Source organism: Nocardioides pollutisoli (genome assembly GCF_040045055.1).
GTDB lineage: Bacteria > Actinomycetota > Actinomycetes > Propionibacteriales > Nocardioidaceae > Nocardioides > Nocardioides tweenelious.
The window spans coordinates 520955-541651 of record NZ_JBDZDU010000001.1 but is presented as its reverse complement, the minus strand read 5'-3'; the positions used below and the strand labels follow the sequence as shown (position 1 = coordinate 541651).

Sequence of the window (20697 nt, the reverse complement as noted above, 5' to 3'; positions counted from 1 at the left end):
ACGGGCCCGGGGTAGCGTGCTCCCCGGGCCCGTACGTCGTTCCATGTCCACATCCCCGAGCACCCGGAGGTCCCCGTGCCCGCAGCGGCCGCCGACACCACGAAGGCAGACGCCGTCCAGGCCCCTGAAGTCCGATTGACGGGCATCGGCAAGTCGTTCCCCGGCGTGATCGCCAACCACGACGTCGACGTGACCATCCGCCCCGCGACGGTGCATGCCCTGATCGGGGAGAACGGCGCCGGCAAGTCGACGCTGATGAAGATCCTCTACGGAGTCCAGAAGCCCGACGAGGGCTCGATCGTCGTCGACGGCACGGAGCGCAGCTTCAAGTCGCCCACCGACGCGATCGCGGTCGGCATCGGCATGGTCTTCCAGCACTTCATGCTGGCCGACAACCTCACCGCCCTCGAGAACGCCGTCCTCGGCGCCGAGCGGCTGCACGGCATCGGCGACAAGGCCCGCGCCGAGTTCGACGCGATCTCCTCGCGCTACGGCTTCGGCCTGCGCCCCGACGTCCTGGTCGAGACGCTCGGCGTCGCCGACCGGCAGCGGCTCGAGATCCTCAAGGTGCTCTACCGCGGCGCCCAGCTGATCATCCTCGACGAGCCGACCGCGGTCCTCGTCCCGCAGGAGGTCGACGCGCTCTTCGCCAACCTCCGCGACCTGCGCGCCCACGGCCACTCCGTGCTGTTCATCTCCCACAAGCTCGACGAGGTCCTCGCGATCGCCGACGACATCACCGTCATGCGACGTGGCACCACCGTCGGCGAGGCCGATCCCCAGACGGCCACCAAGCGTCAGCTCGCCGAGCTGATGGTCGGCTCCGAGCTGCCGTCGCCGGAGACCTCCGAGTCCACCGTCACCGACGTGGTGCAGCTGGCGCTCCAGGGACTCACCCTGACCGACGAGTCCGGCCGCAACCTGCTCACCGACATCAGCGTCGACATCCACCGCGGCGAGATCCTCGGCATCGCGGGCGTCGAGGGCAACGGCCAGGCCGAGCTCGTCGAGACCGTGATGGGCATGCGACGCCCGACCTCCGGCCGGATCCTGTTGGGCGAGGAGGACGTCACGTCCTGGGACACCCGCCGCCTGCGTGAGGCGGGCGTCGGCTACATCCCCGAGGACCGCCACCGCCACGGCCTCCTCCTCGACGCCCCGCTGTGGGAGAACCGCATCCTCGGCCACCAGACCCGGCCGCCGAGCGTCAAGGGGCCGTGGATCAACCGGTCCGGCGCCCGCAAGGACACCCGACGGATCGTGGAGGAGTACGACGTCCGCACGCCGGGCATCGACACCGTCGCCCGCGCGCTGTCGGGCGGCAACCAGCAGAAGCTGATCATCGGTCGTGAGATGAGCGGCGACCCGGTGCTGCTGATCGCCTCCCACCCGACCCGCGGCGTCGACGTCGGCGCCCAGGCCGCCATCTGGAGCCACATCAAGCAGGCCCGCCGCGACGGCCTCGCGGTGCTGCTGATCTCCGCCGACCTCGACGAGCTGATCGGCCTCTCCGACCGGATCGAGGTCATCCTGCGCGGCCGGATGGTCGGCACCTTCGACCCGGCGGCAGTCACGCCACAAGACCTCGGTGCCGCGATGACGGGAGGTGACGACGCATGAGCTCGCTCAAGCGGATCGGCTTCGCCCTGCTCGCCCCGGTGATCGCCGTGCTCATCGCCGTGCTCGCGACCAGCATCGTGATCGCCGCGTCCGGCAGCGACTCGAGCGCCACCGACTTCTGGTCGGTCATCCTCTCCAAGCCGGACAACCGCCTGCTGGTCAACATCGTCAACCAGACGACGATGATCTACCTGGCGGCCGTCGCGGCGGCGATCGGCTTCCGAATGGGGCTCTTCAACATCGGTGTCGAGGGCCAGTACATGCTCGCCTCCTACACCGCCGCCACGTTCGCCGGCGCCGCACTCCTGCCGGGTGCGGTCAACATCCTGGCCGCGCTCGTCATCGCGATGGCGGTCGGCGCGATCTGGGCCGGGATCGCCGGCATCCTGCGCACGACCCGCGGGGTCAGCGAGGTCATCTCGACGATCATGCTGAACTCGATCGCTGCGATCCTGGTCGGCTACCTGCTCGACCAGCACGGCGAGCACGGCGGCAACCAGGTCCGCACCAAGGAGCTCCCGGAGTCCAGCCAGCTCAGCGGCTGGCTGCCGTTCGAGAAGCCCGACGGTCCGATCTGGACCCTGGGGCTGCTCGCGGTCGTCGTCGGCATCGGCTTCTGGGTGCTGCTCAACAAGACCCGCTTCGGCTTCGACCTGCGGGCCACCGGCGCGTCGCAGACCGCGGCCGTCGCCAGCGGCATCAAGGTCAACCGGATGGTGCTCGTCTCCATGCTCCTGTCCGGCGCCGTCGCCGGACTGATCTGGATGCCGGCGTACTTCGGCTCCGCCCACAGCTACGGCACGACGTTCCAGGCCGGGCTGGGGTTCACCGGCATCGCCGTTGCCCTGCTGGGTCGCAACCAGCCGGTCGGCATGGTCTTCGGCGCGGTGCTCTTCGCGTTCCTCAGCACGCAGTCCAACACGCTGACCTTCCAGACCGACATCTCGCCGAGCATCGTGCAGATCACCCAGGGCGTCGCCGTGCTGGCGGTCGTGATCGCCTACGAGCTGGTCCGGCGCTATCGCATCAGGCTCGAACAACGATCGGTCGCGAAGGCGCGCACCGCACCGGCGCAGGAGGTGGCGGCATGAGCACGACCGAGACGCAGCTCGACAAGTGCGCCCCCTCGCCGCGCGCGAAGCGGGTCGCAGGGATGTACCGCTCCTACTGGCTGGTGCTGCTCCTCGCCGTGGTGGGGCTGTCCCTGGTCCGCATCGCCACCGGCGCAGACGACATCAGCGCCGCCAACACCCTGCGCGCCGCGATCCTCTCGGCCTGCCCGATCCTGCTCGCGGGCATGGGCGGTCTGTGGTCCGAGCGCGCCGGTGTGGTCAACATCGGGCTCGAGGGCCAGATGCTGCTCGGCACCTGGGGTGCGGCGTACTTCACCTACCACTACGGTCCGTGGGTCGGCCTGCTCGGCGCGGCCGCGTTCGGCGCCATCGGCGGCCTGATGCACGCGATCGCGACGATCACGTTCGGCGTCGACCACATCGTGTCCGGTGTCGCCATCAACATCATCGGGCTCGGAGCCACGGTCTTCCTCGCGGAGGCGTTCTTCTCCGACCTGCAGTACGGCGGCCCCCGCCAGCTCACGGGTCTCGACGGGCTCCCGTTCGTCACCGTCCCGGGGGTGTCCGACGCGCTGAACAACCTCAACGACCGCGGCTGGTTCGTGATCTCCGACGTCGCCGGCCTGCTGGCCGCGCTGACGACCCGGATCTCCGTGATGACGATCCTGATCCTGGTGATCGTCATCCTGACGTCGTGGCTGCTGTGGCACACGCCGTTCGGCCTGCGCCTCCGCTCCTGCGGCGAGAGCCCGGCCGCGGCGGAGTCGCTCGGCGTCAACGTCTACCGCTACAAGTACATCGCGGTGCTCGTCTCCGGGTCCCTCGCGGGCCTCGGTGGCGCGTTCCTCGCGCTGGTGGCCGCGAGCGGCTTCACGACCAACCAGACCGGTGGGCGTGGCTACATCGGCCTCGCCGCGATGATCTTCGGCAACTGGAACCCGTTCGGCACGCTCGGGGCGTCGCTGCTCTTCGGCTACACCGATGCGCTGCGGCTCCGCACCCCGTCCGCCGTGCACGCCCTGCTCCTGCTGGTCGCTGTCGGCCTGCTCGCCTACGCCGCCTGGCGCTTCTACCGCGGTGCGCGGGTGGCCGCGCTGGTGCTCGGGCTGCTGGGCGTCGGCTTCCTGCTGTGGTTCCTCCTGACCGACACGGTGCCGCGCGAGTTCACCGGCATGACGCCGTACGTCGTCACGCTGCTCGTGCTCGCCCTGGCCAGCCAGCGGCTCCGGCCGCCGGCGGCCGACGGCCAGGTCTACCGCAAGGGCAGCGCCGGGTAGTGGTTGCTGACGACGAGTTCGACTGGGAGTCGCTCAAGGCGGTCGCCGAGGAGGCGATGACCCACGCCTACGCGCCGTACTCCCACTTCTCGGTGGGCGCCGCCGCGACCGTCGAGGACGGGCGGGTGGTGTCGGGCTGCAACGTCGAGAACGCGGCGTACGGCGTCGCGCTCTGCGCGGAGTGCGGCCTGGTGAGCCAGCTGCACATCACTGGTGGCGGGCGGCTGACCCACTTCGTGTGCGTCAACACCGACCGCGAGATCATCATGCCGTGCGGCCGGTGCCGCCAGCTCCTGTACGAGAACGGCGGGCCGTCGCTGCTGCTGATGACGGTCTCCGGTGTGAAGAGAATGGACGAGGTGCTCCCCGATGCGTTCGGTCCCGACGACCTCACTTGACCTGACCGATCCCGAGGTCGTCGCCGATCCCTACCCGCACTTCGCGCGCGAGCGCGCGGAGCACGCGGTGGCGTGGCACGAGCCGTCGGGGATGTACCTCACCTTCGCGCACTCCGCGGTCAGCACCGTCCAGCGGGACCGCAGGCTCGGGCGGCTGTGGCAGGACAAGGAGCCGCTCGACTACCTCGAGCCGTTCAACCTGCTGCACCGCAACCAGATGATGGAGAACGAGCCGCCGGAGCACACCCGGCTGCGACGTCCGGTCGCGAAGGCGTTCGGGCGCGGTCACATCGAGCGGCTGCGGCCGCGGGTGCGCGAGCTCGCGGCGGAGCTGCTCGCCGAGATCGACCCCTCCGGCTTCGACGTCATCGAGGGGTACGCCGAGCCGCTGCCCGTGCTCGTCATCGCCGACCTCCTCGGGGTCCCTCGTTCCTACGCCCACGACCTGCGCGACTGGTCGCAGGCGATCGTGCGGATGTACGAGGTGTCGCCGTCGCAGGCGACCGTCGACGCCGCGGTACGCGCGGCCACCGAGTTCGCCGGGCTGGCCCGAGAGCTGGCCGCCGAGCGCCGTACGAAGCCGGCCGACGACCTGATCAGCGACCTGGCCGCGACCGAGCTCACCGACGACGAGGTCGTCGCCGCTGTCGTGCTGCTGCTCAACGCCGGGCACGAGGCGTCGGTCAACGTCTTCGGCAACGGTCTGACCGCGATGCTGCGGCGCGGGCTGCGACCCGGGGCCGACGTGCCCGCCACGGTCGAGGAGATGCTGCGCTTCGACTCCGCGCTCCAGCTCTTCGAGCGCACGGCCATGGAGGACGTCGAGGTGGGCGACATCGTCGTCGAGAAGGGTCAGAAGATCGCGGCCCTGCTCGGCGCCGCGAACCGCGACCCCGAGGTCTTCGACCAGCCGGACGAGTTCCGTGTCGACCGGGACCCCAACAACCACCTGGCGTTCGGCGTCGGCGTGCACTTCTGCCTCGGCGCCCCGCTCGCACGGATGGAGCTCGCCGAGTCCGTGCCCGCGCTGTTCGACACCTTCCCCGACCTGGAGCTGGCCGGCGAGCCGGTCAGCCGGGGGACCTTCGTGCTGCGGGGCTACCGCAGCGTCCCTCTGAGAGGAACCCATGCCTGAGCACGATGCCGTCGAGGTCATCTCCGCCAAGCGCGACCAGCACGAGCTGAGCGACAGCCAGATCGACTGGGTCATCGACGCCTACACCCGCGGAGGCGTGGCCGACGAGCAGATGTCGTCGCTGGCGATGGCGATCCTGCTCAACGGGATGAACCGGCGCGAGATCGCCCGCTGGACCGCCGCGATGATCGCGTCGGGGGAGCGGATGGACTTCTCGACGCTGTCGCGGCCGACCGCCGACAAGCACTCGACCGGTGGTGTCGGCGACAAGATCACGCTGCCGCTCGCGCCGCTCGTCGCGGCGTGCGGGGTCGCCGTACCCCAGCTGTCCGGGCGCGGCCTCGGCCACACCGGCGGCACCCTCGACAAGCTCGAGTCGATCCCGGGCTGGCGGGCGGCCCTGTCGAACGCCGAGATGTTCGAGCAGCTCGAGTCGGTCGGTGCCGTGATCTGCGCCGCCGGCGACGGTCTCGCGCCCGCGGACAAGAAGCTCTACGCCCTGCGTGACGTCACCGGCACGGTCGAGGCGATCCCGCTGATCGCGTCGTCGATCATGTCGAAGAAGATCGCCGAGGGCACCGGCGCGCTGGTGCTCGACGTCAAGGTCGGCACCGGCGCGTTCATGAAGCACGTCGATGCCGCGCGCGAGCTGGCCGAGACGATGGTCGCGCTCGGCAAGGACGCCGGCGTCCACACCGTCGCGCTGCTCACCGACATGTCCACGCCGCTCGGCCTGACCGCCGGCAACGCGATCGAGGTCCAGGAGTCGGTCGACGTGCTGGCCGGCGGGGGACCCGCGGACGTGGTCGAGCTGACCCTCGCCCTGGCGCGCGAGATGCTCGCCGGCGCCGGTCGCTCCGACGTGGACCCGGCCGAGGTGCTGGCGTCCGGCAAGGCGATGGATGCGTGGAAGCAGATGATCCGCGCCCAGGACGGCGACCCCGACGCCCCGCTCCCGGTGGCGCGGGAGTCGCACGTCGTCAACGCGCCCGCGTCCGGCACCCTCACCCGCCTCGACGCGATGGCCGTCGGCCTGGCCGCCTGGCGCCTCGGTGCCGGTCGCGCGCGCAAGGAGGACCCGGTGCAGGCCGGCGCCGGCGTCGTCTGGCACGCCCGCCCCGGCGACCCCGTCACCGAGGGCCAGCCGCTCTTCACGCTGCTCACCGACGACGAGCACCGCTTCGAGCGCGCCCTCGCCTCGCTCGAGGGCGGCTACGACATCGGCGAAGGCTCGTCGTACGCCCCCCAGCCGCTCGTCATCGACCGCATCGGTTGAGTCGAGACTTCCGTCGGTTGAATCGAGAGTTCCGTCGGTTGAGTCGAGAGTTCCGTCGTACGAGGTCGTGACTCGACTGACGGAAGTCTCGACTCGACGTACGGAAGTCTCGACTCGACGGGTCAGGCGAGGAGGAGGACGACGGTCTCGGCGACGCAGGCGGGCTTGGCCTCGCCCTCGATCTCGATCGTGTACTTGATGGTGGCCTGCTTGCCGGACGGCAGGTCGGCGACGTCGGCGATGGCGACGTGGGCACGGATGCGCTTGCCGACCAGCACGGGGTTGGGGAAGCGGACCTTGTTGGTGCCGTAGTTGAGCTTGGCGCCGGGCGTCTCGAAGCTGAGCACCTGGCTGCCGAGGAACGGCACCAGCGAGAGCGTCAGGTAGCCGTGCGCGATGGTGCCGCCGAAGGGGCCCTCCTTCGCGCGCTCCACGTCGACGTGGATCCACTGGTGGTCGCCCGTCGCCTCCGCGAACTGGTCGACCCGGTCCTGGTCGATGCTCAGCCACTCGGAGGTGCCGATGTCCTCACCGGCAGCCGCGGACACTTCGTCGAGACTCGTGAACGTGCGCATGTCCCCAAACTAACGGGTCTGATTGGATCGGATCATGACCCCCACCCGTGACCAGGTCCTGAGGGCACCCAAGGTGCTGCTGCACGACCACCTCGACGGTGGTCTGCGCCCCCAGACGATCATCGACCTCGCCGCCGAGATCGGGCACCAGCTCCCCGCCGTGCAGGGCGCCCTGACCGCTGACTCCCTCGGGCAGTGGTTCGCGGACGCGTCCGACTCCGGGTCGCTGGAGCGCTACCTCGAGACCTTCGACCACACCGTGGCCGTCATGCAGACCGCGTCGGCGATCACCCGGGTCGCCCGGGAGTGCGTCGAGGACCTCGCCGCCGACGGTGTCGTGTACGCCGAGATCCGCTACGCCCCCGAGCAGCACGTCGAGCAGGGCCTGAGCCTCGACGAGGTCGTCGCCGCGGTGCAGGCGGGCTTCGACGAGGGGGTCGCGGCGAGCGGCGGCCGGATCGTCGTACGACAGCTGCTGACCGCGATGCGTCACCAGGCCCGCTCGATGGAGATCGCCGAGCTGGCCGTCGCCTGGCGCGACCGCGGCGTCGCCGGCTTCGACATCGCCGGCGCCGAGGCGGGCTACCCGCCCACCCGTCACCTCGACGCGTTCGAGTACCTCCAGCGCGAGAACTTCCACTTCACCATCCACGCGGGCGAGGCCTTCGGGCTGCCGTCGATCTGGCAGGCGATCCAGTGGTGCGGTGCCGACCGGCTCGGCCACGGCGTGCGGATCATCGACGACATCACGGTCCACGACGACGGCTCCGTCGAGCTCGGCCGGCTGGCGGCGTACGTCCGCGACAAGCGGATCCCGCTGGAGATGTGCCCCTGGTCCAACGTGCAGACCGGTGCCGCCGCCTCGATCGCCGAGCACCCCATCGGGCTGCTGAAGGAGCTCCGCTTCCGGGTCACCGTCAACACCGACAACCGGCTGATGAGCCGCACCTCGATGACCCACGAGATGTGGTCGCTCGTCGAGGCGTTCGACTACGGCCTGCGCGACCTCGAGTGGTTCACGATCAACGCGATGAAGTCGGCCTTCCTGCCCTTCGACGAGCGGTTCGCCCTGATCTCCGACGTCATCAAGCCGACGTACGCCGCGCTCGCGGAGGAGACGACCCCGTGAAGATCCACTACGTGCCGACCGTGCTGCTGCTCGGGAGCGCGGTGCTGATCCTGCTGCTCGGCCTGGGACTGATGCTCAAGGGTCGCGCCGTACGCCGGAGCGCCGAGTCGTTCCGGAGCCGTGCGGTCACCGTGACCGCGACGGTCGTGGAGCTCGAGGCCAAGGACCTCAGCCTCAAGGCGGACCCGGACACCCACTACTTCCCGCGGGTGCGCTACCTCGTCGCCGGGAGCGACGAGCCGATCGAGGCGCAGACCCTCACCGACGTCCCGGCGCCGCCGCCTCGCGTCGGCGAGGAGATCGCGGTCGCCTACGACCCCGAGCACCCGGAGCGCGTCGACGTGCTGGCCACCCAGGCCGAGGGCGAAGGCGCCGGCCGCACCTGGTTCCTGATGGCCTCGCTGACCGTCCTCGTCGCCCTCGGCGTTGCCGCGGCCTGGTTGCTCCTCGTCTTCGTGGTGTGGACCAGCTGACGTGCCCTCCGTGGTCGAGTCCCTCTTCTGGATCACGCTCTGCGCCGTACTCGCCCCCCTCCTCGCCGGTCTCGTCCTGCGCCGCAAGGTCCCCGAGGTGGTGCTGCTGCTCGTGCTCGGCGTCGTCATCGGCCCGCACGTGCTCGAGCGTGCTGTCGTCGGCGAGGGCATCGACACCCTGCGCGAGCTCGGTCTCGGCATGCTCTTCCTGCTGGCCGGCTACGAGGTCGAGGTCGACGAGCTGGTCGGCAAGGGTGGCCGCCGCGCGCTCGCGACGTGGGTGCTCTGCCTCCTGGCCGCCCTCGGGCTGATCGCGCTGATCGGCCTGTCCGATGCCGTGCACGCCGAGATCGCGGTCGCGATCGCGCTGACGTCCACCGCACTCGGCACGCTGCTGCCGATCCTCAAGGACGGCGGGCTGCTCGAGACCCGCTTCGGCAAGACCCTGATGAACCACGGTGCGTACGGCGAGCTCGGGCCGATCGTCGCGATGGCGGTGCTGCTCGGCGTGCGAGGTCCGGTCCGCTCGCTGGTCGTGCTGGCCACCTTCGGCCTGCTCGCCGTGCTCGTGCACCGGTTCTCGGCACGGTTGTCCCGCGAGGGCTCACAGCTCCTGGCCGTGATCCAGCGCGGCTCGGAGACCTCGGGCCAGACCCAGGTCCGACTGGTCGTGCTGCTGCTGGTCACCCTGGGCGCTGCCGCGGCCGCCTTCGAGCTGGATGCGGTCCTGGGTGCCTTCGCCGCCGGGTTCGTGCTCCGACGGCTGCTCCCGGAGGGCCACGAGAGCCTGGAGCACAAGCTCGAGGGACTGGCCTTCGGCTTCCTGATCCCGGTCTTCTTCATCACCTCGGGCATGGCCATCGACCCGATGGCGGTGGTCGACGAGCCGCTCGCCCTGGTGGCCTTCGTGGCCCTGATCCTGCTGGTCCGGGGCGGCCTGGTCTACGTCGCCACCCGCACCTCGACGGTCGACGGTGAGCGGGAGTTCGACCGCAGCGAGAGCACCGCGATGGCGCTCTTCGCCTCGACCGGGCTGCCCATCATCGTGGCCGTCACGGCCGTCGCCGTGTCCGCCGGCGAGATGACCAGCACCAACGCGTCGGTGCTCGTGGCGGGCGGTGCCGTGACGGTGCTCATCTGCCCGTTGCTCGCCCAGCAGATCCTCACCCGACGACTCACCCGGATCGGGTGAGCCTGGGGGATGCGCTCATTCCCTAGCGTTCGGCCATGGATTCATTCTGGGACTTCTTCTGGTTCATCATCTCCTTCTTCCTGCTCATGGCCTACCTCGTGGTGCTGTTCCAGATCCTCACGGACCTGTTCCGTGACCGGGACACCAGCGGCTGGGTGAAGGCGTTCTGGGTGTTCTTCCTGATCATCTTCCCGTTGGTCACGTCGCTCGTGTACCTCATCGCCCGCGGCCAGGGCATGGCCGAGCGCAACATGGCGGCGATCAAGTCCGCGCAGGCCAGCCAGGAGGAGTACATCCGCTCCGTGTCCGGCGGTGGCTCCTCGGCGGCTGACCAGATCGCCCAGGCCAAGGGGCTCCTCGACTCGGGCGCGATCACCCAGGCGGAGTTCGACGCCCTGAAGGCGAAGGCTCTGGCCTGAGTACTGACCACCACGGGACCTTCCAGCGGGAGGTCTCGATCGGAACGACGGCCCCGCGGGCTGGGTCATAGACGCGGAGGCCGTCGTTCTGCACGTCCAGGGCCAGTACGACGTGGCGCGGCAGCCACCGGGTGCCGAGATAGACCGGCACCGGCCCGTCGGCCAGCGCGGCGACGACCTCGTCGTGCCGGAAGCGGCGTACCCGCCCGCCCAGCTCGCGCGCGACCGCCCACGGGGTGGTGCCGAGCGCGCGAGGCCAGAAGCGGTTCACGCGGCGGTGCAGGGCGAGCACCCGCTCCTCGAAGTCCGGCCACGGGCCGGGCAGCCCCTCGGCGACCACGATCACCGACGGACCACAGGTCAGTGAGTCCGGTTGCCGCGGCCAGCTGGTCATTCGTGGATCTTGGCGTACGCCTCGTCGGCCGTCACCGGCGTGCAGCCCAACGCCACGGCGTGCGCGACCACGCGCTGCTGGTCACGCATCAGCGCGAGACCGCGGCGGACCAGCACCAGCGGGGGCTTGCGGTGCTCGCGCAGGTCGCGGGTGAGCCGGCGCCAGAAGGTCACCATCGGGTGCTGGCGCACGCAGTACGCCGCAGCCAGCAGCCCGGCCTCCTGGCACCGCTGGACGATCTCCTGGGCGAAGATCCCCTCGGCCACGAAGAGCTCACTGCCGGCGAGGTCGAGCGTGTGCCAGCCGCAGCGACCGTTCTGGGCGATCTCGTAGACCGGCACCTCGGCCCGCCCGGTCCGGCACAGCGACTCGACCGCGGCCATGGCGTCGTCGATCAGCCACGACTCCGGGACGTCCCAGTCGACGATCCCGGCGTTCGCGCCCTCGGTGATCCGGGGGAGGGTCGGGTCGTCGCCGTCCTTGTAGAAGTCGTCGAGCCGGAGCACCGGGAGACCGGTCCGCTCGGCGAGGCGGGACTTGCCCGCCCCGGATGGTCCGGCGAGGACGATGACCCTAGACGCCAATCGGGTGCCAGACCGTCTTGGTCTCCAGGAAGGCCGTCATCGGCTCCAGCCCGGGATCGACCGTCCAGTCCGGCTCGGCGGCCGGCGCGCGGCGTACGCGCTTGAGGTTGTCGGCGGCGGCGACCTCGAGGTCGGTCGCGAGGGTGAGGTCGCCGGCGATGCCGGTGAGGTCGATCGCGTTGACGTCCATGTGGGCGGCCAGCCACGGGCCGACGGTCGCGGCCGAGCCGGTGAGGATGTTGACCACGCCGCCGGGCACGTCGGACGTCGCGAGCACCTCGGCGAAGGTGACCGCGGGCAGCGGCCGGTCGTACGACGAGACCACGACGACCGTGTTGCCGGTGACGATGACCGGGGCGACCACGCTGACCAGGCCGAGCAGCGACGACTCCTGCGGCGCGAGCACCGCGACGACGCCGGTCGGTTCGGGCGTCGAGAGGTTGAAGAACGGTCCGGCCACCGGGTTGGCGTTGCCGAGCACCTGGGTGACCTTGTCGGCCCACCCGGCGTACCAGACGAGACGGTCGATGGCCTCGTCGACGGCCTTGTCGGCCTTGCCCGCACCGAGACCCTCGGACTGGACGACCGCCTGCACGAACTGCGGGCGACGGTCCTCCATGACCTCGGCGATCCGGTAGAGGATCTGCGCGCGGTTGTAGGCCGTGCGGCCCGACCACGAGCCGAACGCCTTGCGCGCCGCACTGACCGCGTCGCGGGCGTCCTTGCGGGAGGCGAGGGCAGCGTTGGCCACGAACTTCCCCTTGCTGTCCTTGACCTCGTACGAGTACGCCGACTCCGACCGGGGGAACGCACCCCCGATGTAGAGCTTGTAGGTCTTGCGAACGTCGATGCGGCTCACTTGAGGTAGGCCTCCAGACCGTGGCGGCCGCCCTCGCGGCCGTAGCCCGACTCCTGGTAGCCACCGAAGGGGCTGGTCGGGTCGAACTTGTTGAACGTGTTGGCCCACACGACGCCGGCGCGGAGCTGGCTGGCCATGTGGAGGATGCGGGAGCCCTTGTCGGTCCAGACCCCGGCGGAGAGGCCGTACGGCGTGTTGTTGGCCTTCTCGATCGCCTCGGAGGGCGTGCGGAAGGTCAGCACCGACAGCACCGGCCCGAAGATCTCCTCGCGGGCGATCCGGTGGGCCTGCGAGACGCCGGTGAAGAGCGTCGGCGGGAACCAGAAGCCGGTCGACGGCAGCTCGCACTCCGGCGCCCAGCGACCCGCGCCCTCGGCCTCGCCGATGTCGCTCAGCTCGCGGATCCGGGCCAGCTGCTCGGCGGAGTTGATCGCGCCGATGTCGGTGTTCTTGTCGAGCGGGTCGCCGATGCGGAGCGTCGACATCCGGCGCTTGAGCTTGGTGAGGAGCTCGTCGGCGATCGACTCCTGGACCAGCAGCCGCGAGCCGGCGCAGCACACGTGGCCCTGGTTGAAGAAGATGCCGGTGACGATGCCCTCGACGGCCTGGTCGAGCGGGGCATCGTCGAAGACGATGTTGGCGGCCTTGCCGCCGAGCTCCAGGGTGACCTTCTTGTCGGTGCCGGCGACGGTGCGCGCGATCGCCTTGCCGACCTCGGTCGAGCCGGTGAAGGCGACCTTGTCGATGCCGGGGTGACCGACCAACGCCTGGCCGGTGCCACCGGCGCCGGTGATGATGTTGACGACGCCCGGCGGGAGCTCGGCCTGCTGGCAGATCTCGGCGAAGAGCAGCGCGGTCAGCGGCGTGGTCTCGGCCGGCTTGAGCACGACCGTGTTGCCGCAGGCCAGGGCCGGCGCGATCTTCCAGGCCAGCATGAGCAGCGGGAAGTTCCACGGGATGATCTGGCCGGCGACGCCGAGCGGCTGCGGGTCGGTGCCGCGACCGGCGTACTCGAGCTTGTCGGCCCAGCCGGCGTAGTAGAAGAAGTGAGCGGCGACGATCGGGATGTCGACATCGCGCGACTCCTTGATCGGCTTGCCGTTGTCGATCGACTCCAGGACCGCGAGCTCGCGGCTGCGCTCCTGGATGATCCGGGCGATCCGGTAGAGGTACTTCGCACGCTCGCGGCCGGGCATCTTCGACCAGACCTTGTCGTAGGCCTTGCGCGCGGCCTTCACCGCTGCGTCGACGTCGGCGTCGTCGGCCTCCGCGACCTCGGCGAGGACCTCCTCGGTCGACGGCGAGATCGTCTTGAAGGACTTGCCGTGGCCGTCGACGAACTCGCCGTTGATGAACAGGCCGTACGACGGCTTGATGTCGACGATGCTCCGCGACTCGGGGGCCGGGGCGTAGTCAAAGGGAGAAGGCATCGAATCAGTCCAGCGTGAAGTAGTCGGGGCCGGAGTAGCGGCCGGTGGTCATCTTGGTGCGCTGCATGAGCAGGTCGTTGAGCAGCGTGGAGGCTCCGAAGCGGAACCAGTCGGGATCGAGCCAGTCCTGGCCGGCGACCTCGTTGACCATGACGAGGTACTTGATCGCGTCCTTGGCCGTGCGGATGCCGCCGGCGGGCTTCACGCCGACCATCTGGCCGGTGGCCTCGCGGAAGTCACGGACCGCCTCCACCATGATCATCGTGACCGGGAGGGTGGCGGCCGGCTGGGTCTTGCCGGTGGAGGTCTTGATGAAGTGGGCGCCGGCCATCATCGCCAGCCAGCTGACGCGTCGTACGTTGTCGTAGGTCTGCAGCTCGCCGGTCTCGAAGATCACCTTCAGGTGGGCCGGTCCGCACGCGGCCTTCACGGCGACGATCTCGTCGAAGACCTGCTGGTAGCGGCCGGAGAGGAACGCGCCACGGTCGATGACCATGTCGATCTCGTCGGCGCCCGCCTCGACCGCGTCACGGGTGTCGGCGAGCTTGATGTCGAGCGCTGCCCGGCCGCTCGGGAACGCCGTGGCGACGGCCGCGACGTGCACGTCGGAGTCGCCCAGGGTCTGCTTCGCGGTGGCGACCATGTCCGGGTAGACGCAGACGGCGGCCGCAGGCGGGCAGGACGGGTCGGCGGGGTCGGGCCGCATCGCCTTGGACGCCAGCGCGCGGACCTTGCCGTGGGTGTCGGCGCCCTCGAGCGTGGTCAGGTCGACCATCCGGATGGCGAGGTCGAGGGCGTAGGCCTTGGCGCTCGTCTTGATCGAACGGGTGCCGAGCCCGGCGGCGCGGGCCTCCGCGCCGACCTGGTCGACCCCGGGGAGGCCGTGGAGGAACCGCCGCAGCGACGCCTCGGACCGGGTCACGTCGTCGAACGTGGCGTCGGGGAGGGTGGAAGTGGGGGTCACCGACCCAGCATAGGGTTGTCGCGGCGATGCACCACAACCCGAAGAGAGCCGTCCGATGACCCACCAGCCAGGAGCCACCGACGACGCCGCCGATGACGTCGTCGTCGAGCAGTTCCACCCCACCAGCGGGCGGATCCCCGGCGTGATGGGCCTGATCACGGCCGGGGTCGTGCTCGCGATCGCGCTCTACGACCGCAGCACCGGTACCCCCCTCGGGGTCGCCATCTGCGCCTGCGCGGGAGCGGTGCTCGTCTGGGCCGCGCTGCTGCGGCCCACGGCCTGGGTCACGGGTCGTGACCTGGTGCTGCGCAGCATCCTGCGCACCGACCGCGTGCCCCTCGTGGCGATCGACGAGGTCGCGATCAGCCAGGTGCTGGCGGTGCGGGCCGGTGAGCGGCGGTTCGTCTGCCCGGCGATCGGCTACACGACCCGGCAGACGGTCCGGGGCAAGGCGGGCGAGCGCGTCCTCGACTCGTCGGCGCACCAGCAGCTCGGCAGCGGCGACGCCTACCAGACCTACGTCGCGCAGCGGATCATGCAGCTCGCCAAGGAGGCGCGCGAGCGCGCCGGCGTCACCCTCGGCTCCCCGGAGCAGGCAGCCACCGCGGCCGGCGTACGCCGGGAGTGGGCGTGGCTCGAGCTCGCGGCGCTGGGTCTCCTGGCGCTCGTCTTCGCTGTCTGGCTGGTCGCGTGACGCGCTAGATGCCGGCCGCGTGCTTGATGCCGTCGCGGAGCGCGTCGAGCCGACCGGCGGCCGAGATCCGGGCGGCGTCGACGCCCGCCTCGACGTCGACCGGTACGACGACCTCGAGGTAGCACTTCAGCTTGGGCTCGGTGCCGCTCGGCCGGACCACGACGCGGGCGCCGTCGGCGAGCCGGTAGCGCAGCCCGTCGGTCGGCGGGAGGTCGGGGCTGCCGAGCGCGAGGTCGTCGACACCGAGGACGGCCAGGCCGCCGAGCTCGGTCGGCGGCGTGCTGCGCAACCGCTCCATGGCCGCCGAGATCTCGCCGAGGTCGGTGACGCGCACCGAGAGCTGGTCGGTGGCGTGCAGCCCGTGCTCGACGGCGATGTCGTCGAGCAGGTCGGTGAGGGTGCGCCCCTCCGCCTTGGCGGCGGCCGCGAGCTCGCAGAGGAGCAGCAGGGCGGACACCCCGTCCTTGTCCTTCACGTGCTCGGGGTCGACGCAGTAGCCGAGCGCCTCCTCGTAGCCGAACGCCAGGCCCTCGACGCGACCGATCCACTTGAAGCCGGTGAGCGTCTCGGCGTAGGGCTGCCCGGCCGCCGCCGCCAGCTTTCCGAGCAGGCTCGACGAGACGATGCTGCAGGCGTAGGTGCCCTGCTTGCCGCGAGCGAGGAGCGCGTGTCCCAGCAGCGCGCCGACCTCGTCGCCGCGCAGCATCCGCCACCCGTGCGGTCCCGGCACGGCGGCGGCGCACCGGTCGGCGTCCGGGTCGTTGGCGACGACCAGGTCCGCGCCGCGAGCCTCGGCCAGCGCCATCGCCAGGTCCATCGCCCCCGGCTCCTCCGGGTTGGGGAAGGCCACGGTCGGGAAGTCGGGGTCGGGCTGCTCCTGCTGCTCGACGACGGCCGCCTCCGAGAATCCGGCGGCCTCGAGCACCCGCGCGACCGCCGTACCTCCGACGCCGTGCAGCGGCGTGTAGACGATGTCCAGGTCGCGGGGCCCCTCGATGGCCAGGTCGGCGACGGTGTCGAGGTAGCGGTCGATGATCTCCTCGTCGACCACCGTCCCGGCGCGGCCACGGGGCACGTCGGCGATCGCGCCGACGGATGCGATCCGGGAGGCGATCTCGGCGTCGACCGGCGCGACGATCTGGCTGCCGTCGCCGAGGTAGACCTTGTAGCCGTTGTCCTGCGGCGGGTTGTGGCTCGCGGTGACCATCACGCCCGCGGCGCAGCCGAGCTCGCGGATCGCGAACGCGAGCAGCGGGGTCGGCAGCGGGCGGGGGAGGACGTACGCCGTGAGGCCGGCGCCCGTCATCACCTCGGCCGTGTCGCGGGCGAAGACGTCGGAGTTGTGGCGGGCGTCGTAGCCGATCACCACCTTGCCGTGCGTGACCCCGCTGTCGCGGAGGTAGGCCGCCAGGCCCGCGGCAGCGCGGGTGACGACCACCCGATTCATCCGGTTGGGTCCGGCGCCGAGGGCGCCGCGCAGGCCCGCCGTGCCGAACTCCAACGTGCCGGCGAAGCGGTCCTGCAGGTCGGCGTCGTCGCCGCCGGCGTCGACCTCGGCGATCACTGCCTCGAGCTCGGCGCGGGTCTGGTCGTCGGGGTCCTCGGCGGCCCAGGTGCGGGCGGCGGCGAGCAGGTCACTCATGCAGGGCACGATACGAGGGTGAGCCGCACCTTCGCCTTCCGGGACAGCTGGGTGGTCCCGGGTGCCGTGGCCGCGGTGCACGACCTGCTCGTCGATCTCGAGCACTACCCCGACTGGTGGCCGCAGGTGCTGGCCGTCGCGTCGCTGGGTCCGGACGACGCACGGGTGCTCTGCCGCTCGACGTTGCCCTACTCGCTCGACCTGGTCCTGCACGCCGTGGACCGCTCGCTGGGCCGGCTCGAGGTGGCGGTCTCGGGCGACTTGTCCGGGACCGTCCGGTTCGAGCTGAGCGAGGACCCTGGCGGCACCCGCCTCGACTTCTGGCAGGAGGTCAGCGTGGACGGGCTGCTGGGCGCCGCGTCGTACGTCGCGGGCCCGCTGCTGCGGTGGAACCACGACCGGATGATGCAGGGCTGCGTGTCCGGGCTGAGGTCGGCCCTCAGCACGTCTCCTTGAAGTCGGTCACGAGCTCCGCCGTGCTGCTGGCGGACCCACCGTCCTCGTCCCAGGTGACCTCCACGCCGTCGAAGTGGGCCGCGGGTCCGCGCGTCCTCAGCGGGACGAAGACGTAGTAGCGGCCCGCCGAGAGCTGCGCCCCGTCGAGCGGCTCGCGGTCCTTCCAGCCGAGGTCGGCCACGAGGTCGGCCGGTGGGGTCGAGCCGTGCAGGGTGAACCCGTCCGGGTGCTTGCCCTCGGGGACCGGTGCGACCGCGGTGTCGCCGCCGACGACGTTGGTCGCCCCGGTCAGCGTGACCTTGGTCAGGGTGACGGGTCGCTCGACGCGCATCGGCTGGGCGATGAAGAACGCTCCCTGGTCGATCTGGCAGGACGTGAACCCCGGGTAGGACCGGAGCGACACGGCCACGCCTTCGTCGGGTTGCGTCGTCGGTGATGCAGGAGCGGTGCTGGGCGCACCCGCGGCCGGCGGGTCGTCGGAGCCGGAGCAGCCGGTCAGGGCGATGAGCAGAGCAGGAGCGGCGAGCCAGGTCCGAGACATGCGCTCACTGTCGCCGCATCGGTGGACCGGCAAACCCTGCGGGTCAGCCCAGGCAGAACTCGTTGCCCTCCGGGTCGTGCATGAGCACGAAGTAGGCGTCCGGGCCCTCGGTCCGTCGCCCGACGGTCGCGCCCTGGGCGACGAGCTCGACGACCTTGGCCTCGACGATGTCGCGGCGCTGCTCGATGCTCAGGCTCGGGTCGCGCTCGGTGACGTAGACGTCGAAGTGGAAGCGGTTCTTCTGCGACTTCTGCTCGGGGACGACCTGGAACCAGATCGTGGGACCACCGCCGGACGGGTCGTGGATCCGGTCGACGAGGTCCTCGGGCGGGCCCTGGAGCTCCTCCTCGGGCACTCCCTTGGAGCGGTACCAGTCGACCCAGCTGTCGAACCCGGCAGGCGGTGGCTGCTCCTCGTAGCCGAGGAGCGGAGCCCAGAACCGCGCCAGGCGGGCGGAGTCGTTGGCGTCGATGGTGAGGTTCAGGGTGACCATGCGGCCACGCTAGCGAGGGTCGCCGACAGTCAGCCGCAGTGCTTCTTGAACGTGTCCTGCACGTCCCACGTCGACAGTCCGGTGGCGCCGCTGTCGTCGGTCCAGATCAGGTCGACACCGTCGTAGCGGGCCGGAGCCGAGACTGTGAGCGGCATGAAGACGTAGTAGAGGCCGGGTTCGACCCGGGCCCCCGCCACCTGCTTGCGGTCGCTCCAGTCGACGCGTTCCCGGTCCTGGGGGACCGGCGCCGTGCCGCGCCAACCCCCGGTGTAGGAGACCTCTCCCTTCGGCTTCGCGACGTACGTCGCCTTGCCGAGGGCGATGTTGCCGGTGGGCTCGCCGAGCTCGACGCCGGTGAGCGTCAGGGGTCGCTTGACCCGGATCATCTCCGAGGTGAGCACCGGCCCGTCGAGCTCGGTGCACTGCCCGCCGGAGGAGGACCACGTGATCGGGTCGGGCGCGGCCTCCGGCGACGCCGACGCCTCGTCGGTGCTTGCTGCGGGCGATGTCGGCGATGTCGGCGATGTCGGCGATGTCGGCGCGGCGGCCGGTCCGTCGTCCGACGACGAGCACCCCGCGAGGAGCAGGGCGCCGAGCAGGGGGAGGACGAGCGCGGTCCGGGTCACGCCAGAGGTATGGCCCCTCCGGCGTGACCGCAAACCCAGGACTCAGGCGTCGATGCTGCTCATGTCGCCGTACCGCTCGCCGACCACGGCGTCCCGCGGCACGGCGGCCTCGAGCGCGGCCAGGTCGTCGGCGGTGAGCTCGACGGCCGTGGCGCCGACGTTCTCCTCGAGGTAGCGCACCCGCTTGGTCCCGGGGATCGGCGCGACGTCGTCGCCCTGGGCGAGCACCCAGGCGAGCGCGAGCTGGCCGGGCGTGCAGCCGTGGTCGTCGGCGATCTGACGGATCTTGTCGACCAGCGTGAGGTTGGCGGCCAGGCCCTCGCCGTTGAGGCGGGGGAAGTACGCCGAGCGACGCGAGTCGCCCTCCTCCAGCTGCGACTCCGACGTGATCGCGCCGGTGAGGAGGCCGCGACCGAGCGGGGAGTAGGGCACCAGGCCGATGCCGAGCTCGCGGATGGTCGGCAGGATCTCGTCCTCGAGGTCGCGGGTGAAGAGGGAGTACTCCGTCTGCAGGGCCGTGATCGGGTGGGTCGCGTGGGCGCGGCGGATCGTGTCGGCGGAGGCCTCGGAGAGCCCGAGGTGGCGGACCTTGCCGGCCTCGACGAGCTCGGCCATGGCGCCGACGGTCTCCTCGATCGGGACCGTCTTGTCGACACGGTGCTGGTAGTAGAGGTCGATGTGGTCGACGCCGAGGCGCTGCAGGGAGGCGTCGCAGGCAGCCCGGACGTACTCCGGCTTGCCGTTGATGCCGACCCGGGTGCCGTCGGGAAGGCGCTCGTTGCCGAACTTGGTCGCGAGCTGCACCTCGTCGCGGCGCCCGGCGATCGCCTTGCCGACGAGCTGCTCGTTGACGAACGGGCCGTACATGTCGGCGGTGTCGAGGAAGGTGACGCCCAGGTCGAGCGCGCGGTGGATGGTCTCGAGGCCGGCGGCCTCGTCGGGGCTCCCGTAGAACTCCGACATGCCCATGCAGCCGAGGCCGAGCGCGGAGACGGAGAGCGGGGAGGTGGTTCCGAGAGTGCGGTTCGTGAGAGTCATGGCTCTACTCAAACGGTTGGAGTGCGCTCCAGGTCAAGTGCTTCGACCTTGTCGGTGTAGATCCCGATCTTCCGGTCGATCGCCCCCAGGTGCTCCTGCACCTCGGCGAGCTGCGCGAGCACCTGCATCCGGTGGGCGCGCAGCAGGTCGAGCCGGGCCTGCTCGTTGCCCTCGCCGCCTCGCACCAGCTCGGCGTAGCGCCGGATGTCGCGGATCGGCATGCCGGTGCCGCGCAGGCAGTTGAGCATGTCGATCCAGCGGAGGTCGGCGTCCTCGTAGCGCCGGTGGCCGGTCGCGGAGCGGCCGACCGGGCGCAGCATCAGCCCGTCACGCTCGTAGTAGCGCAGGGTGTCGGGCGTCAGCTCGGTCGCGGTGGCGGCCTCGGCGATGGAGTAGCTCATCTGTTCAG

Annotated in this window: 24 protein-coding genes; 12 read left to right on the top strand and 12 right to left on the bottom strand. The window is 70.8% G+C overall.

Going from position 1 to position 20697, the window contains the following annotated elements:
- Positions 1–75 precede the first annotated feature (75 nt).
- The 6 genes from ABLE68_RS02620 to ABLE68_RS02595 are packed head-to-tail and all read left to right on the top strand — an operon-like array spanning position 76 to position 6779.
- Positions 76–1620 (top strand): ABC transporter ATP-binding protein, encoded by a 1545-nt coding sequence (locus ABLE68_RS02620; RefSeq protein ID WP_348869606.1) that lies wholly within the window; start codon positions 76–78, stop codon positions 1618–1620.
- The gene (locus ABLE68_RS02615; RefSeq protein ID WP_348869604.1) at positions 1617–2711 is read left to right on the top strand and encodes an ABC transporter permease; all 1095 of its coding nucleotides are present in this window, start codon (positions 1617–1619) and stop codon (positions 2709–2711) included. The genes ABLE68_RS02620 and ABLE68_RS02615 overlap by 4 nt, the downstream gene beginning before the upstream one ends.
- On the top strand, positions 2708–3970 hold the full coding sequence (locus ABLE68_RS02610; RefSeq protein WP_348869602.1) for an ABC transporter permease: 1263 nt from the start codon (positions 2708–2710) through the stop codon (positions 3968–3970). Before ABLE68_RS02615 ends, ABLE68_RS02610 begins: the two co-directional genes overlap by 4 nt.
- Positions 3970–4368, top strand: coding sequence for a cytidine deaminase (locus ABLE68_RS02605; RefSeq protein WP_348869601.1), 399 nt, complete (start codon positions 3970–3972; stop codon positions 4366–4368). The genes ABLE68_RS02610 and ABLE68_RS02605 overlap by 1 nt, the downstream gene beginning before the upstream one ends.
- Positions 4340–5503, top strand: a complete 1164-nt coding sequence (locus ABLE68_RS02600; protein ID WP_348869600.1) for a cytochrome P450 — start codon at positions 4340–4342, stop codon at positions 5501–5503. Before ABLE68_RS02605 ends, ABLE68_RS02600 begins: the two co-directional genes overlap by 29 nt.
- Positions 5496–6779 carry a thymidine phosphorylase gene (locus ABLE68_RS02595; protein WP_348869598.1) on the top strand — a complete coding sequence of 428 codons (1284 nt, stop codon included), beginning with the start codon at positions 5496–5498 and terminating at the stop codon, positions 6777–6779. Before ABLE68_RS02600 ends, ABLE68_RS02595 begins: the two co-directional genes overlap by 8 nt.
- 122 nt (positions 6780–6901) lie before the next feature.
- Here the strand turns inward: ABLE68_RS02595 and ABLE68_RS02590 are convergent, their stop codons facing one another.
- Positions 6902–7354 carry a MaoC family dehydratase gene (locus ABLE68_RS02590; protein ID WP_348869596.1) on the bottom strand — a complete coding sequence of 151 codons (453 nt, stop codon included), beginning with the start codon at positions 7352–7354 and terminating at the stop codon, positions 6902–6904.
- Between the two features lie 34 nt (positions 7355–7388).
- On the opposite strand from ABLE68_RS02590, the gene ABLE68_RS02585 reads away from it, so the two are divergent.
- From ABLE68_RS02585 to ABLE68_RS02570, 4 genes are read left to right on the top strand one after another with little or no spacing between them, the layout of a single operon-like run.
- The gene (locus ABLE68_RS02585; protein ID WP_348869594.1) at positions 7389–8483 is read left to right on the top strand and encodes an adenosine deaminase; all 1095 of its coding nucleotides are present in this window, start codon (positions 7389–7391) and stop codon (positions 8481–8483) included.
- Entirely contained in the window at positions 8480–8956 is a 477-nt protein-coding gene (locus ABLE68_RS02580) for a DUF3592 domain-containing protein (protein ID WP_348869593.1), read from the top strand. Before ABLE68_RS02585 ends, ABLE68_RS02580 begins: the two co-directional genes overlap by 4 nt.
- Positions 8957–8966: 10 nt before the next feature.
- The gene (locus tag ABLE68_RS02575; protein ID WP_348869591.1) at positions 8967–10148 is read left to right on the top strand and encodes a cation:proton antiporter; all 1182 of its coding nucleotides are present in this window, start codon (positions 8967–8969) and stop codon (positions 10146–10148) included.
- Between the two features lie 35 nt (positions 10149–10183).
- Positions 10184–10567 (top strand): SHOCT domain-containing protein, encoded by a 384-nt coding sequence (locus tag ABLE68_RS02570; protein ID WP_348869590.1) that lies wholly within the window; start codon positions 10184–10186, stop codon positions 10565–10567.
- Here ABLE68_RS02570 and ABLE68_RS02565 read toward each other — a convergent pair.
- From ABLE68_RS02565 to deoC, 5 genes are read right to left on the bottom strand one after another with little or no spacing between them, the layout of a single operon-like run.
- Positions 10521–10961 carry a hypothetical protein gene (locus ABLE68_RS02565; RefSeq protein ID WP_348869588.1) on the bottom strand — a complete coding sequence of 147 codons (441 nt, stop codon included), beginning with the start codon at positions 10959–10961 and terminating at the stop codon, positions 10521–10523. The genes ABLE68_RS02570 and ABLE68_RS02565 overlap by 47 nt on opposite strands.
- Positions 10958–11545, bottom strand: a complete 588-nt coding sequence (locus ABLE68_RS02560) for an ATP-binding protein (RefSeq protein ID WP_348869587.1) — start codon at positions 11543–11545, stop codon at positions 10958–10960. Before ABLE68_RS02560 ends, ABLE68_RS02565 begins: the two co-directional genes overlap by 4 nt.
- The gene (locus ABLE68_RS02555) at positions 11535–12404 is read right to left on the bottom strand and encodes an aldehyde dehydrogenase family protein (protein ID WP_348869586.1); all 870 of its coding nucleotides are present in this window, start codon (positions 12402–12404) and stop codon (positions 11535–11537) included. The genes ABLE68_RS02560 and ABLE68_RS02555 overlap by 11 nt, the downstream gene beginning before the upstream one ends.
- Positions 12401–13834, bottom strand: a complete 1434-nt coding sequence (locus ABLE68_RS02550) for an aldehyde dehydrogenase family protein (protein ID WP_348869584.1) — start codon at positions 13832–13834, stop codon at positions 12401–12403. The genes ABLE68_RS02555 and ABLE68_RS02550 overlap by 4 nt, the downstream gene beginning before the upstream one ends.
- Before the next feature lie 4 nt (positions 13835–13838).
- On the bottom strand, positions 13839–14798 hold the full coding sequence (gene deoC, locus ABLE68_RS02545; protein ID WP_348869582.1) for a deoxyribose-phosphate aldolase: 960 nt from the start codon (positions 14796–14798) through the stop codon (positions 13839–13841).
- A gap of 55 nt (positions 14799–14853) precedes the next feature.
- Between deoC and ABLE68_RS02540 the strand changes: the two genes are divergently transcribed.
- A complete protein-coding gene (locus ABLE68_RS02540) occupies positions 14854–15492 on the top strand; it encodes a hypothetical protein (RefSeq protein ID WP_348869581.1) in 639 nt (212 codons plus the stop codon).
- 4 nt (positions 15493–15496) lie between these two features.
- Here the strand turns inward: ABLE68_RS02540 and ABLE68_RS02535 are convergent, their stop codons facing one another.
- Positions 15497–17134, bottom strand: coding sequence for a phospho-sugar mutase (locus ABLE68_RS02535; protein WP_348869579.1), 1638 nt, complete (start codon positions 17132–17134; stop codon positions 15497–15499).
- Positions 17135–17152: 18 nt separating this feature from the next.
- On the opposite strand from ABLE68_RS02535, the gene ABLE68_RS02530 reads away from it, so the two are divergent.
- Positions 17153–17590: an SRPBCC family protein gene (locus tag ABLE68_RS02530; RefSeq protein WP_348869577.1), complete on the top strand. Its 438-nt coding sequence runs from the start codon at positions 17153–17155 to the stop codon at positions 17588–17590.
- Here the strand turns inward: ABLE68_RS02530 and ABLE68_RS02525 are convergent.
- From ABLE68_RS02525 to ABLE68_RS02505, 5 genes are read right to left on the bottom strand one after another with little or no spacing between them, the layout of a single operon-like run.
- Positions 17574–18131, bottom strand: coding sequence for a hypothetical protein (locus ABLE68_RS02525; RefSeq protein ID WP_348869575.1), 558 nt, complete (start codon positions 18129–18131; stop codon positions 17574–17576). The genes ABLE68_RS02530 and ABLE68_RS02525 overlap by 17 nt on opposite strands.
- Before the next feature lie 43 nt (positions 18132–18174).
- Positions 18175–18624: a VOC family protein gene (locus tag ABLE68_RS02520; RefSeq protein ID WP_348869574.1), complete on the bottom strand. Its 450-nt coding sequence runs from the start codon at positions 18622–18624 to the stop codon at positions 18175–18177.
- Between the two features lie 29 nt (positions 18625–18653).
- Entirely contained in the window at positions 18654–19250 is a 597-nt protein-coding gene (locus ABLE68_RS02515; protein ID WP_348869572.1) for a hypothetical protein, read from the bottom strand.
- 42 nt (positions 19251–19292) lie between these two features.
- Positions 19293–20288, bottom strand: coding sequence for an aldo/keto reductase (locus ABLE68_RS02510; RefSeq protein WP_348869571.1), 996 nt, complete (start codon positions 20286–20288; stop codon positions 19293–19295).
- An 8-nt stretch (positions 20289–20296) separates the two neighbouring features.
- The gene (locus tag ABLE68_RS02505; protein WP_348869569.1) at positions 20297–20689 is read right to left on the bottom strand and encodes a MerR family transcriptional regulator; all 393 of its coding nucleotides are present in this window, start codon (positions 20687–20689) and stop codon (positions 20297–20299) included.
- Between the last annotated feature and the right edge of the window lie 8 nt (positions 20690–20697).

What these genes read in the sequence shown, in the direction of transcription:
- ABLE68_RS02525 (WP_348869575.1), bottom strand. Translation starts at nt 18,131, where the DNA reads ATGTCTCGGACCTGGCTCGCCGCTCCTGCTCTGCTCATCGCCCTGACC.
- ABLE68_RS02505 (WP_348869569.1), bottom strand. Translation starts at nt 20,689, where the DNA reads ATGAGCTACTCCATCGCCGAGGCCGCCACCGCGACCGAGCTGACGCCC.
- ABLE68_RS02585 (WP_348869594.1), top strand. Translation starts at nt 7,389, where the DNA reads ATGACCCCCACCCGTGACCAGGTCCTGAGGGCACCCAAGGTGCTGCTG.
- ABLE68_RS02550 (WP_348869584.1), bottom strand. Translation starts at nt 13,834, where the DNA reads ATGCCTTCTCCCTTTGACTACGCCCCGGCCCCCGAGTCGCGGAGCATC.
- ABLE68_RS02510 (WP_348869571.1), bottom strand. Translation starts at nt 20,288, where the DNA reads ATGACTCTCACGAACCGCACTCTCGGAACCACCTCCCCGCTCTCCGTC.
- ABLE68_RS02570 (WP_348869590.1), top strand. Translation starts at nt 10,184, where the DNA reads ATGGATTCATTCTGGGACTTCTTCTGGTTCATCATCTCCTTCTTCCTG.
- ABLE68_RS02540 (WP_348869581.1), top strand. Translation starts at nt 14,854, where the DNA reads ATGACCCACCAGCCAGGAGCCACCGACGACGCCGCCGATGACGTCGTC.
- ABLE68_RS02520 (WP_348869574.1), bottom strand. Translation starts at nt 18,624, where the DNA reads ATGGTCACCCTGAACCTCACCATCGACGCCAACGACTCCGCCCGCCTG.
- ABLE68_RS02615 (WP_348869604.1), top strand. Translation starts at nt 1,617, where the DNA reads ATGAGCTCGCTCAAGCGGATCGGCTTCGCCCTGCTCGCCCCGGTGATC.
- ABLE68_RS02600 (WP_348869600.1), top strand. Translation starts at nt 4,340, where the DNA reads ATGCGTTCGGTCCCGACGACCTCACTTGACCTGACCGATCCCGAGGTC.
- ABLE68_RS02535 (WP_348869579.1), bottom strand. Translation starts at nt 17,134, where the DNA reads ATGAGTGACCTGCTCGCCGCCGCCCGCACCTGGGCCGCCGAGGACCCC.
- ABLE68_RS02565 (WP_348869588.1), bottom strand. Translation starts at nt 10,961, where the DNA reads ATGACCAGCTGGCCGCGGCAACCGGACTCACTGACCTGTGGTCCGTCG.
- ABLE68_RS02590 (WP_348869596.1), bottom strand. Translation starts at nt 7,354, where the DNA reads ATGCGCACGTTCACGAGTCTCGACGAAGTGTCCGCGGCTGCCGGTGAG.
- ABLE68_RS02595 (WP_348869598.1), top strand. Translation starts at nt 5,496, where the DNA reads ATGCCTGAGCACGATGCCGTCGAGGTCATCTCCGCCAAGCGCGACCAG.
- ABLE68_RS02610 (WP_348869602.1), top strand. Translation starts at nt 2,708, where the DNA reads ATGAGCACGACCGAGACGCAGCTCGACAAGTGCGCCCCCTCGCCGCGC.